Origin of the sequence: Wolbachia endosymbiont of Onchocerca gibsoni (assembly GCF_029169405.1) — a bacterium.
In the GTDB taxonomy this organism is placed as follows: domain Bacteria; phylum Pseudomonadota; class Alphaproteobacteria; order Rickettsiales; family Anaplasmataceae; genus Wolbachia.
The window spans coordinates 435250-448967 of sequence record NZ_JABUMP010000001.1 but is presented as its reverse complement, the minus strand read 5'-3'; the positions used below and the strand labels follow the sequence as shown (position 1 = coordinate 448967).

At 33.1% G+C, this 13718-nt stretch carries 10 protein-coding genes and 1 pseudogene; 7 read left to right on the top strand and 4 right to left on the bottom strand.

Annotation, left to right across the window (positions count from 1 at the left end):
- The 6 genes and pseudogenes from HSX44_RS01695 to HSX44_RS01670 all read left to right on the top strand — a co-directional run.
- Positions 1–610, top strand: a 610-nt coding sequence (locus HSX44_RS01695) for a cytochrome c oxidase subunit 3 (protein ID WP_275602035.1), incomplete at its 5' end; no start/stop codon positions are given.
- Positions 611–1066, top strand: a pseudogene (locus tag HSX44_RS03925) (crossover junction endodeoxyribonuclease RuvC).
- Between the two features lie 37 nt (positions 1067–1103).
- The gene (locus tag HSX44_RS01685) at positions 1104–1400 is read left to right on the top strand and encodes a BolA/IbaG family iron-sulfur metabolism protein (RefSeq protein WP_275602034.1); all 297 of its coding nucleotides are present in this window, start codon (positions 1104–1106) and stop codon (positions 1398–1400) included.
- Positions 1397–2596: a cystathionine beta-lyase gene (gene metC, locus HSX44_RS01680; protein ID WP_275602033.1), complete on the top strand. Its 1200-nt coding sequence runs from the start codon at positions 1397–1399 to the stop codon at positions 2594–2596. Before HSX44_RS01685 ends, metC begins: the two co-directional genes overlap by 4 nt.
- Positions 2597–2612: 16 nt before the next feature.
- On the top strand, positions 2613–4016 hold the full coding sequence (locus HSX44_RS01675; protein WP_275602032.1) for a UDP-N-acetylmuramoyl-L-alanyl-D-glutamate--2,6-diaminopimelate ligase: 1404 nt from the start codon (positions 2613–2615) through the stop codon (positions 4014–4016).
- 164 nt (positions 4017–4180) lie between these two features.
- Positions 4181–5452, top strand: coding sequence for an MFS transporter (locus HSX44_RS01670; RefSeq protein WP_275602410.1), 1272 nt, complete (start codon positions 4181–4183; stop codon positions 5450–5452).
- A 657-nt stretch (positions 5453–6109) separates the two neighbouring features.
- Here HSX44_RS01670 and HSX44_RS01665 read toward each other — a convergent pair.
- From HSX44_RS01665 to HSX44_RS01650, 4 genes are all read right to left on the bottom strand, one after another.
- On the bottom strand, positions 6110–6526 hold the full coding sequence (locus tag HSX44_RS01665) for a nucleoside deaminase (RefSeq protein WP_275602031.1): 417 nt from the start codon (positions 6524–6526) through the stop codon (positions 6110–6112).
- 10 nt (positions 6527–6536) lie between these two features.
- Entirely contained in the window at positions 6537–8171 is a 1635-nt protein-coding gene (locus tag HSX44_RS01660; protein ID WP_275602030.1) for a CTP synthase, read from the bottom strand.
- A complete protein-coding gene (secG, locus tag HSX44_RS01655) occupies positions 8171–8491 on the bottom strand; it encodes a preprotein translocase subunit SecG (protein WP_275602029.1) in 321 nt (106 codons plus the stop codon). The genes HSX44_RS01660 and secG overlap by 1 nt, the downstream gene beginning before the upstream one ends.
- An 883-nt stretch (positions 8492–9374) precedes the next feature.
- The gene (locus tag HSX44_RS01650) at positions 9375–12764 is read right to left on the bottom strand and encodes a UvrD-helicase domain-containing protein (RefSeq protein WP_275602028.1); all 3390 of its coding nucleotides are present in this window, start codon (positions 12762–12764) and stop codon (positions 9375–9377) included.
- An 85-nt stretch (positions 12765–12849) separates the two neighbouring features.
- On the opposite strand from HSX44_RS01650, the gene HSX44_RS01645 reads away from it, so the two are divergent.
- The gene (locus HSX44_RS01645) at positions 12850–13716 is read left to right on the top strand and encodes a 4-(cytidine 5'-diphospho)-2-C-methyl-D-erythritol kinase (RefSeq protein WP_025264133.1); all 867 of its coding nucleotides are present in this window, start codon (positions 12850–12852) and stop codon (positions 13714–13716) included.
- Positions 13717–13718 lie beyond the last annotated feature (2 nt).

The window sequence follows — 13718 nt, the reverse complement described above, 5'->3', positions numbered from 1 at the left end:
TACCGCAATTGTAAAACATGGACTCAAGATTGCAATGTATTTATTTATCCTTTCAGAAGTTATGTTTTTTGTGTCATTCTTTTGTTCATTCTTTAAAGCCTGGCTTGATCCAGTTTTTTTATTTGAAGGATTTTCTCCCACAGATAAAGTTAAATGGCCTCCTAGAGGAATTTTACCTCTTAATCCGTGGTCATTACCGTTCATGAATACATTAGTATTATTACTTTCTAGTACAACAATCACCTCGGCACATCACTTTTTACTTAAAAACGATAAAGAGAGTATGGTTAAAATGTTGTCTATAACTATATTGCTTGGGGTATTTTTTACAATAGTGCAAGCAATAGAGTATCATGAGGCAAGTTTTTCTCTACAAGAAACAGGAGAAAAACTAATCTATGTATCCAATTTTTATATGATTACTGGATTTCACTGTGTGCACGTTATAATAGGAATAATATTCTTATTAGTGTGTTTATTTAGAGCTCAGAAAGATCAATTTACACCTCAAGATCATTTATGCTTTGAATTTGCTTCTTGGTACTGGCATTTTGTAGATGTAGTCTGGATATTTGTGTTTGTGTTTGTATATTGGTTAAGCGTTTATTGAATGGTTAAAATAATAGATCTTGATCACGGATAAGTAAAGACTGGATAGTTATTATTAATTTAAGTAAAAAAAGTAGTATTGAATTTTGGGTAGTAACATTGGTAAACACACCTACATATAGTTTTTGAACAATTAAAAAAGTTAATTTCTTTATATTCTCCAAATGAAGCTCAGCGGAGAAAATTTTTGTTAATAAAAATTCAAAATCTTCGCTAACTTTAGGATATGCAAGAGAAATCATAAGTTTAGTGTTAGAAATGACAGAGCTGACTATAAGTGAATATGACGTAAATTACGTAAAAAAGTNTTACTGGAAATGGCCACGCTAATAAAGATCAGATTATATTTATGGTGAAATAGATGGTTGACAACTTAAATATAAAATGTCACCATGCTACTGATGTTCTTGCTATAGCAATTTGTCCTTTTTATACGAAAGGTTCTAATTTTTATTAAATAGTTTTAACATGAGGTTCAACATTCCGACAACAATATGAGTATCATTAAAGTGATAAAAGAAAAAATACGAAATTCAATAGATATAATTGATATTGATATTATTGATGAGTCTATAGAACATGCAGATCATTATTTTGCTTCATCTTCAGCATTACCTTCACATATCAGGCTAATATTAATATCTAATAGCTTTATCGGAATGAACGCTTTAAAAAGACACAGATTGATTTATGGATTACTAAAAAGCGAAATAGAGCTAATACATGCAATTTCTCTTCATTTCTATACGCAAAGCGAATATAATGTTAAAAACAAAATAGTAAAAGTATGAAAGAAGAATCTTTATTGATTAAAGCAGGAAGAAAATTCAATGACTATAAAGGTTCCATGAACCCTCCAATTTATCATTCTTCTACTATATTATTTCCTACTTACAAGGACTACTTAAATGCAGCAAACGGAGAGAGCATATATGATGTAATCAACGATGGTGTGTTGAGGGATTACAGTTATAGTAATGTTGGTACTCCCACTGTTCATTATCTTTCAAATGCGCTTGCCGAAGTTGAAGGTAGGGGACAAGCATTGATCTACCCTTCTGGGTTGTTTGCACTTGCTTTTGCTATTCTGACTTTTGCTAAGGCAGGTTCGCATATTCTGGTTCAAGATAATAGTTATTACCGAGTTAGAAGATTTGTTGAAAGTGAGCTACCAAAAAGAGGAGTAAAAGTAACTTTTTATGATCCAACGCAGAGTATAACCAGTTTGATTAGGAATAATACTTCATTGATAATGATTGAAACTCCAGGTTCTGTGACGTTTGAGATTTCGGATGTAGAGCATATAGCAAAAACTGCTAAGGAACATAAAATCATAACCGTTTGTGACAATTCATGGGCTACTCCCTTATTATTTAAACCGCTTGATTATGGGATTGATGTTGTTCTATACGCACTTACAAAGTATATAGCCGGTCACTCAGATTTATTGATGGGAGCCGTTGTTGCAGAAGGTGAAATTTTTAAATTACTTTATGAAAGCTATAAAAATTATGGAGTCACCGTTCAGTCGCACGATTGTTACCTTGCACACAGGGGACTTAGAACATTGCATATACGCATAAAAAGGCATCAAAGCACAGCCATGAAAGTAACAAAATGGTTAGAGAAGCATCCAAAAGTTAAAAAGGTTTTATATCCAGCGCTTCCTTCTCATCCTCAGCACGAGTTGTGGAAAAATTACTTCAAAGGAGCAAGTAGCGTATTTAGTATAGTACTAGATAGAGAGTATTTATGTGAAGAGCTCAGTTACATGGTTGATCATATGAAAATTTTTAGTATTGGTGCTTCTTGGGGAGGGTGCGATAGTTTAATGTTACCAATAGATCGTAAATCTATGCCAAGATCTGTAATGCATTTGGATTATGATGGAAGTTTCGTGCGGATATTTTGTGGACTAGAAGATCCTGAAGATCTAATCTCTGACTTAGATGCCGCACTAGCTAGGCTGCCATGTTTGGCTTTTTAAGCTGATGAAGTAAGGCATGAAACTGAGGGAGTTACTATATAACATTATTGATGTTACTTTTGATATTGAAATCAAAGGTGTCACGTGTAACCCTAAGAGAGTCAAAGAAGGATACCTTTTTGTTTGTATATCAAAGGAACATGAAAAGTGTATAAGTGATATAAAAACTGCAGCTATAATAGCAAATTTTATAGTGCATGACTCTCGAATTTATATTTTTCACCCAAATCCTCAAGAAATATATAGCAAAATAGTTAGCAGATTTTATCAATTCAAACAGCCTAAATATGTTGCTGCTGTAACAGGCACGAATGGCAAAACTTCAGTGGTAGAGNTTTGCCGTCAGATCTGGCAAAATGCTGGCTATAATGCGGCGTCCATTGGAACACTTGGAATGTATACTAATAATGAAAGGAAAGCTAATCATAATAGCCTTACCACTCCAGATGCAGATGACTTTTATGCAACACTATGTGATATAAATAGTAAAGGTATAGAGTATTTAGCATTTGAGGCTTCAAGTCATGGAATTGATCAGTACAGAATTCATGGACTTGAGTTAACTGCTGCGGCTTTTACAAATTTCTCACAAGACCATTTAGATTATCATCAGAACATCAGCAAATATTTCAAGGCTAAGAAAAGGTTATTTCATGAGGTACTATCAAAAGAAAAAACAGTAATTTTAAATGCAAATATAGATAAGCACTATGCATTACTTAAGATAGCTAAAAAACGTGGCAACAAAGTTATAACTTATGGAAAGAAAAGCTCTAACATTACCTTAATAAAGCAAGTACCAGCACTAAATGGCCAATACCTAACGATTAAAGTCAGTAACGAGGTTTATAACGTGTTTTTTCCAGTTTTTGGACAATTTCAAGCATGCAATTTAATGTGTGCAATCGGTATAGCTATCTCGTCTGGATTGGATTACAAAAGAATGTGTATAGATAAGCTTATTTCTCCACCGGGAAGAATGGAAAAGGTAAAACCCTTTGTGTTTGTAGACTACGCACACACTCCAAGTGCACTTAAACAAGCGATATTGTCTTTAAAATGGCACTTCAATAAAAAAATAGTTCTAGTTTTTGGTTGTGGTGGTAATCGCGATCAGACAAAACGTGCAAAAATGGGTAAAATAGCACAAATGTATGCAGAGAAAGTTATAATCACAAATGATAATCCGCGTGATGAAAATCCAACAGAAATTCGTCGTGATATTTTGCTACATTGTCCTGATGCAATAGAGGTAGAAGATAGGAAAGAAGCTATAGAAAAAGGTATAGATATTTCTTACAATAAAGGCATGATCCTGTTGATCGCAGGAAAAGGACACGAAAGATCCCAAATCATAAATGGTCAAGCTATTGAATTCAGTGATGTTGAGGTTGTTAGAAACTATGCTTCATCATACTGATTTTTTACAATGGGCTCATCTCTTAACCTTACCACTAAATTTTTAATAACCTCAATTATTACATACTATAATAAAAAGTTAATTCCACAACCCAAGGTTGTAGCTTTACTAAATTCTAAAAAACAGCCACAATGGAATAGGCAAATATTTATAAGTTGAATTTAGTGTATAATCAGCAAACAAAAACGTTGTTAGCAACAATACTCTGCAAAGTCACAATATGGTATGATCATATGCTCTTTATTGATCTGGTTAATATAATCAGCAGGGAGTTTTGTTCTGCAAAGGATGTTTACTACAACATACTCCAATTATTTGGAATTGCAGGTTTGGGTGCAATGGTAAGACCACTTGGCGCATCTGCATTCGGTCATATTGGTGATAGGTACGGAAGGAAAATGGCATTAATGATTGCCATCTTGTTAATATCGATTCCATCTAGCCTCATTGCATTTATTCCAAGTTATAATCAAATAGGTATAACTTCTACTATATTGCTTCTTGCAATCCATGTAACACAAGGAATTGCGTTCGGTGCTGAACAAGGAGGCAGTTCTGTTTATCTAATAGAGCACTTACCTGATAAGAAAAAGCTAGGGGCGTTTTGTGGAATAACAAGTTTAGGTCGCTCTATTGGCATCTTGCTTTCTGTAATGATAGTAATCATCTGCAAGAAAAACACTGATTTTAATACTTGGGGTTGGAGACTGCCGTTCACTTTCTCAGCTATTTTAGGGTTAATCAGCACATGTAGTATATACACATTGGAAGAAACTTTAGAGTATGAAAAGGATCAAAAGCAAAAAAATCTGCCAGATTTACCAATAATAGAGCTTATAAAACACTACAAGAGAAGTCTTATACTTGCTGTTTTAATATCAGTACCAGTTAATGTTATTGTTGGATTTACCATATTTCTCCGAACTCTTGCAAAAGAGACAGTATCAGTTAAAACATATGTAACAACATATGTCAATGAGATTATGTTGATTATAACCAGTATACTAATGCCAATATTCGCAATAGCGCTTGGAATGTTAGCCGATAGAATAGGCAAAGAACGCACTGCGATCTTGTTTATAGTGATTACAATGGTACTATGTTGCCCTATATTATCTATTGCGTACCACTATAAAAGTTATCTCATAATTATGCTTAGTATAATGGTTCTTTCTGCAGTAGAAAAAGGTATAAGCCCTATAGGAATAGTTGCATCTGAACTTTTTCCTACCAATGTTAGATTCAGTGGAGTGAGTTTATCACGCAATATTTCTTTTGCTTTTCATGGTGGATTTACTCCTATGATATGCACTTGGTTTACTATAACATTTCCTCAAGTAAACTTTGCAGCTGGGCTTTATATAGTTCTCTGTTTATTAGTCGGTTTGGTGGCAATATTACAAATAAAACCGCAAGATAAAAAATGCGACTGGTAAAATTCTGATATAAACTCTATACATGTTAAAAGTATCATACTATTATTAGTACTTTTTAAATTGGTTTAGTGTGACCTTTTCAAAATCCCTCGATCCAAAACTGGGTCTGAAGTTTAAAAAAGTCTTTGTTATGGAGAAAAAAAATGTCCTTGTATACTGATATCAAGGTTTTATTGATAACAGATTTATGGTCAGAAATATAGCTTACTCGTAATAAAAGCTTTAAAAAAGCACTTAATATTACGCTGCCACAGTTTATTTTAAGAGGTCTTCTTTATTGAACCTTGAGCTATGTTCTATTTTCTAAGATAATAAAACTAATAAATACAGCTCATAAGATTTTCAATTTATATCTATTGAATTACCTAAATTCCCTTAAAATGAAGCAAAACAATTAACAAGCTAGTATAGAGCGCTGTTGCTCTTTTAAAAGAATATAGAAAAAAACAATAAAGGAGAAAGGAAGATATAGAAATCGGTATAGAGAAAGGAAAAACTGAAGTAGCAATACCACTTGCTGATGGTATAAACGTTGTTACCGTTGCTAAGTTAACAAGGTTGCGAAATTGAAAATTATAAAATTGAGAACACTCATCAATTGATTTTAACCAGTGCGTTGAAGTGACAGAAAAATTTAATGATAATCGGTAACCTAAACTAAGTCCTTAACTTTTCAAAAAAATCCTTTAACAAAAAAGAGCATTCTGTTTCTAATATCCCACCGTAAACTTCAGGTACATGGCTGCAAAATTGAAATATTCTAGCACCATTCTCGATTCCTCCACCTTTAGGATTATAAGCTCCAAAGTATACCCTTCTAACTCTTGCAAAAGAGATAGCTTGAGCACACATCGGACACGGTTCCAATGTCACATACATGTCAACATCACAAAGTATTGGTGTTGAAAGCAATTTACATGCTTGTCTGATTGCTAACATTTCTGCATGCGCAGTTGGATCATTGTATATATTGTGTGCAAAAGAAACTATATTGCTTCCACTGACTATTACAGCTCCTATAGGAATTTCGTCATTTTTCTGAGCAATCTTTGCTTGCTCTACAGCAAGCTCCATGTATCGATATTTAAACATTTTCTCTGTTAGTCTTCTTTCTTTTAATTTTATTGACTGCTGCTTTAATAAAGGATACAAAAAGAGGGTGAGGAGAAAACGGCTTTGATTGAAATTCCGGGTGGAATTGCACACCAGTAAACCATGGATGATTATCTAACACTACTGCTTCTATGCATGTTCCATCTTCTGATATACAGCTGCATATTAGCCCATTTTTTTCTAAATCATCTTTATAATCCAAATTAACTATATATCTGTGCCTATGCCTTTCGGAGATAGTGGTATTACCATATACATCTGCCATTTTAGAATTTGCGCTTATATTACATTTATACGCTCCAAGTCTCATAGTTCCACCAATATCAGCGCCCTTATCACCAGCTAGCTTAATAATTGGGTGCTTACAGGTACAAAATTCTTCGGAGTGTACATCCTCAAGCTTAATGACATTGCGAGCAAATTCAATAACTGCAAGCTGCATACCAAGACATATTCCAAAAAATGGGATATTATGCCTACGGGCGTAACTTATTGCTGATATTTTACCCTCTACTCCATCGTCACCAAACCCTCCTGGCACAAGGATTGAATGAGAGTTTTGTAGCTTTTCTCCTATAAATTTTNCATCAATAGGTTCTTTATTTTTTTCCCTCGAGTTAACCCAATTTATCTTTACTTTGACTTTGTTACTAATTGCACCATGATTTAATGCTTCAACCAATGATTTATATGCGTCAGGGAATTCAGTGTATTTTCCTACTATAGATACAGTGACTTCTTGTGTTGAGTTTCTTATAGAAAGTACTATTTGATCCCATTCAGTTAAGTTTGGTTGTGGTTTACTTAAATGAAAGTGTTCTAGAATTTGTGTACCAAGCCCAGATTGATTATATAAGACCGGCAACTCATATATATGATTCACGTCAGGAGCAGATATTACATTAGATAAAGAGACATTACAAAGGTTAGCTATTTTCCTTTTTTGATCATCAGAGGTTTTCTTTTCACTACGACATAATATAATATCTGGTTGTAACCCAGCAAAATTTAACTCTCGAACTGAATGCTGTGTTGGTTTTGTCTTTAGTTCTTGCGCTGCAGTTAGATATGGTACTAAGGTTAGGTGAATAAGGATAACTCTTTGTTTTCCAAACTTATAACTGGTTTGACGTATGGCTTCTAAAAACGGTTGGCTTTCAATATCGCCTACAGTTCCACCTATTTCACATATTACAAAATCTAAGTCCTCCGTACCATTAAAAATAAATGATTTAATCAAATCTGTTACATGAGGAATAACTTGTACAGTTTTACCTAAATAATCACCACGCCTTTCTTTCTTCAGCAACTCGTGATATACTTTACCAGTCGTTATATTGTCGTCTTTAGTTGCTTTAATTCCAGTAAAACGTTCATAATGCCCAAGATCTAAATCAGTTTCAGCACCATCTTCGGTAACAAACACCTCCCCATGCTGAGTTGGACTCATTGTTCCAGGATCAATATTCAAATATGGATCAAGCTTTCTAATACGTACCTTAAAACCATAAGCTTGAAGAAGCGCACCTATACTTGAAGAGACTAAACCCTTGCCAATGGATGAAACGACCCCACCTGTTATAAAGATAAATTTAGCTTCTTTCATTAATCTTCAAAAGGAACGGAAGTAGATTCATTTTCTTGTTTCTTTTCCGATATAATTCTCTCTACAATCGACTTTTTGTGTACATTTTTTGAACACAATCCTGACAATAATAATGTGTTTACTATAAATAGCCCAACAACTATAGCCGTTATTTTGCTAAGGAGATTTGCTGAATGTTTCACTGAAACCATTAAATTGAGTCCGTGTTGTGAGTTATTAAAACCACTTAATGAACTACTCCCAGGAGGACGCGAAAGCACTAAGGTTGCTAAAATGACAACCAATATTATTTGTAGTACACTTAATACTGTTATTGACATTATGAGTAAGACTAAAACAAAGATTCTAGGAATGTAAAGTGCATAAGTCAAGTTTTTATCGATATCTTGAAATAATAAAGAAACTTATTTATTATTTTATTTAATAATCTTATTTCTTATTGTAAAAGATATATAGCAAACTATTTATTAATAGTGAAAGATTACAAAAGATAATATAGAAAACTCTCTAAGAGAGAAAATTACCTTAGATAATGAACAATTACTGCTTGATTGTACAGTTCTAAAGCATATTTAGCATTCAGCATACAGAAAAGAGCAATTATAAAAAACTTTAGTAACTTAAATAAAACGTTTAATGCTAATTCTAGAAAGAACTACAAAATCCTAATAGTCAACAATACGTCTATCCTCTATCATCTTTTGTTCGAAATAAGCCTTCTCTAGTTTTATAAGAAAGAAAATAAAGAACCTACCTACGATCAATAACTGGAAAAATTACTTAATTATTTAAAAGTAAGTACAGGAAGCCTAAGTAAAAAAATTTTCGTGTTACCTTACACATAAGTAAAAAGTATTGTCTAATAATGAAAGACCTTCAAAACATTGGTACAATATGTTAAACTATTTCCCTTGTGTAAATAGATTATAAAACGTGCACTCTTTTGATTAGCTAAATGTCCTTGTGGTATTATTATACAGCCTTCAAATGTCAACATATCTATAAATGTATTTCTATACAGTCCTTCTTTTTAATTCATTTTGCGTCTAAAAGACCGTTTAATTAAAAAAAGCCATTTTTATACACCCCTTTTATAAAGTTAAATACTATATTTAGTATAAAATAGAGGATAACAACCTTTAGCTTGATACTATAAATTTTCAAAAAAAGAAAATACATATATATTAATTGATAAATAGCATTTCAAGTTTCATCAAAAATCAGATTGCAGGTTAAATCTTCCATCCAAATAACCATACACTCTATCTGCTTATTCGGATATACCTCTTGTACTAGGGTTTTGTAGGTCAACATTTGCTTTTTTATTTCATTTAATGAAGAAGTAGAAATGTTACGGTGTAATTTGTAATCAATTATGATTACTTTATCCTGGGTTATGCACAACCTATCCAATCGTGCTAGTACTGGTTCACCATCGATCATTCCACTCAGCGTAATCTCCGATTTACCTTCTAAGTCAAATAGGTAATCATATTTTTTATTAAAGGCTAATATTTTACCGTAGATCTCATCTTTTTTTTCTCTAGTGCTTATATTATCAAGGTACTTCTTAATCCAATTCTTTCTTCTATCTTTCTCTATCTTAGGCATATACTGCAACATACTGTGAATTATTAAGCCTCTTGTACAACCGTCTGTCATCCCAATGCTCTTTTTTCTATCATTCCAAGTAGCTACCACTGGAATCCGAGCTTCTTTTTCTCTGGATTTCAGTGTCACACGCTGAAACGGGAAAGGAGAGTAAATAGTTGACAGTAATTCTCCTTCTTTTTTTCTAGATTCTTGAAATGATGTCGCCAGTGTTGGCGGGAGCGAAATCACTGAGTCATTAAAATAATCTAGTTTTTTATAAGTGTAAGGATAGTTTGCATTTATGCATAATACTTCAATTTTTTTTTTAAATATCGGCTGTAACCAAGCTTGTTTCTTTTCATATAACTCTTGACGCTTAGTAATCAGATCATACCAAGAACCTTTTTGTACTGGCTCTTTACCTAAAATATATAATTCATCTTCAGCACGTGTAAGTGCTACATATAGCAAACGCAGATATTCATTATAGTCCTCCACTCTCCTCTCTCTCTTTACTCGATCGCAGTAAACGTTGCTATTCTTTCCACACCAAAATGGTGCTTCCATTGCATCGAAAACAATATTTTCATTATTTCTTGGTACTGTGTTTGTATCAACCAAGAACACTATAGGAGCCTGGAGACCTTTTGACTTGTGGATTGTCATTATTCGCACAGCATTGCGCTTTGATTGCATATCATTTTTAATTTCCGGGTTATTCTCCTTAATCCACTGAATAAATGCTTGAAGAGATGGGTTCTCAAATTGTAACACAAGGTTTATGAACTCGTCCAGAACCTCAAAGTACTCGAGACCAAGTCTTGCAGCAAATTTTTTCTTACCTGTACGCATTACATGCGTGAACAACGCAAGAGGCGATTCTGTACGAGATAAATTGATTAAATAACTTAATTCACTATAGATAACCCCGCAATAATCACGAAGTCTTTCCCATAACGACTGTCCTTTACGATTATATGCAATATTAAATAAATCATCTTCAGTAAAGTCAAATAGCGGTGATTTTAAAACATTTGCAAGAGCCAAATCATTTGTAGGAAGAAGTAAAAATTCAGCTAAAGCTATTAAATCCTGCACAACTATGTAGTCCATAATCCTAAAATAGTCCCGTCCTACAACCGGCACGTTTGCTTTTTTAAGCTCATTTATTGTATAATCAACTAACACATTTCTTTGCCGAACTAGGATCATAATGTCTCTTGGTTCTATATGGCGATCTTTAGCAACTAAAATCCGCCTTCTGCTTAACCAATTATGAATTTTATAAGCTATTGCTTGAGCAAGTAGTCGGTCTGATATCACATGATCTTTCTTACCTGTTAAGTGGATTTGTAAGGCCTGCTGTTCTTCCTCCTTACACTTTGGTAATAACGGCCAAATTTCAATGTACCCTTGATCATTTTTTCTATGCGGAATATGTTTTATTTCACTATCAATAAAAGATACCTCCTCACGAAAGTTGTTAAATATTCTATCTACAAAGACTAAAATTTCTGGAGCTGAGCGAAATGATTTTTTAAGTTGGCATGATATCCAGTCTCTGTCACCAGTTTTTGCATGAAAGTATTGTTGCATATAGTTGAACAGATGAGGATTCGCTCCTTGAAATCTGTAAATAGATTGTTTTATATCGCCAACAACAAATAAGGTTCGTTTTTCCTTACCACCAGTAAAAAATTCATCACAGAGATTTGTTATAATTTCCCATTGACCAATACTATTATCTTGCGCTTCATCAACAAGAATGTGATCTATTTTTTGATCTAGGTTAAACAATGCCCAATTTTTATACTCTGGATCGCTCAGAAGGTTTGTTGCTAAATCAATTATATCATTGTAGTCAAGCAATGCATTTTTTGATTTTTCACTGTTATACAAGTTAGTGTATACTTTAAATATGTTGAGTAAGTTGCTAGTTCTCTCGAATATTTTGTAAGAGTTAACATTACTTATATAAGTGAATACTATATTTTGAATATTCTCTACTATCCATTCTGCATCTCTGAATTTCTCTGAGATGCCCTTTGTTATTATAGATGATATACTTTTTTTTTCATACGACTCTGATTTTAAAAAAATCTTAGCTAGGTTTTCTATTTTGCAATCATCCCAGTGTATAACTCCGGAATCTATACTTTTTTTCTGTATCTCAGTATCAGCTACTTGAATAGTAGATAGTTTTATGCTGTTACACCAATTAGAAAGCATCACACTATAACTCCGATCTCTTTTACTGCCCTTACTTAATATTTCGACCAATCTTTTTACATACTCAATTATCTCATTCCTTAAATCATAAATTTCATCTAGAACGCCCAGCTTATCTCTGATATATTCCAAATCAGTTGATAACAATGGCCTTCTTACACATAAAGCGTAAAGCAAATCACGTAGTTTATTCTCATCAATTTCTACTGCAATAGAGTTTATATTATCTTGCACGGCCTCATTGTGAAGTGTTTTTTCAAATACTATGGAATGTAATTCTTTGCACTCACTCAGCATATAATTTGGAGTGACACCAGCCTCTATAGGAGAGCTAGAGATCAATTTGTAACAAAAAGCATGTATAGTCTGTATAGTTAAGCCCAGATTTTCCAATTCAGAAAAAAGCTTTCTTGCTTGAATTATATAACGATTAAGTACTTCACTTTTTTTAGATCTTAGTGCTGAATACTGGGATAACATTAAAGAATGGGATGGTGAGTGGTGACACTTAGGTAGCAATAAGGAAAGACCTAGTTGTTCCAAATGTGTAATTAATTCGCTATTTGAACACATTACCCATTTACTGAGTATAGTATGAATGCGGTTCGCCATTTCATTTGCTGCAGCATTAGTAAGTGTTAAGCAAAGAATATTTCTCTTATCTTCTAATAAAAGTCTTAATACTCTATCTATTAAGATTTTTGTTTTGCCTGTACCAGCAGATGCATTTATCCACACAGAAAAATTAGGATTTATGATATTCAATCTCATCAAAAGAGCAAAAATTGTATAAAATTTGACTAAAATGGCATTGTAAAATATACTGTAAAAGTAGTGTTAGTAAAAAGATATATAAATGAAAAGTTTTTGTGTAAAGGCTCCTGCAAAGATTAATCTTTTTTTGCATGTTATGGAAAAAAAAGAAATAGGATATCATTTAGTTGAAGGCTTACTTGTTTTTGCTAATCTTTCGAATTTCTTAGAAATAAAGGTAGGTGAAAAGGAATTCAGATACGATAACTCTATAGTCGAATTCATAAATTCTGAACTCAAAATAAGTAACAGGTACAACACAGTAATGAAAGCAATTAATTTACTGCTCAGATATGCTCCTGTACGTACTAAAGTCGTTATAAAAGTTGTAAAAAATGTGCCAACTGCTGCAGGTTTAGGTAGCGGTTCCTCAGATGCTGGAGCTGTAATACGTACGCTAGGAAAGTTATGGCGAATTGATAGATCAATTTTAAATGAAATAGCCGTAAGCATTGGTGCTGACGTTCCTGCAAGTATAGATAGTAAGCCAGTTTTAGTTAGAGGTATTGGTGAAGAGTTATATCCCATAAAAAAATTTTCTTTGCCCAGAAGTGTAGTACTTGTGAAACCAAAAAAAAAGTTTTTGAGTACGCCAGAAGTATTTTCAAAGTATAAAGGGAATTTTTCTAAACCAATTGAATGGAGCGATGACCTTGGAAAGGATATATTAAGACTCCTTAAAGAAACTAGAAATGATCTTCAAGAAATAGCGGTAAGTCTTGTACCTGAAATTAAGGATGTGATATTAGCATTAGAGTCTCAAAAAGGTTCTGTACTATCTCGCATGTCAGGTAGTGGTGTAGCATGTTTTGGAGTGTTTGATAGTGAAAAAAATGCAAAAGCTGCTGTAGCGAATATCAGAGAAAAGCAGCCAGAATGGTGGGTATGTGGTACCCAATTAATAGTTTAATT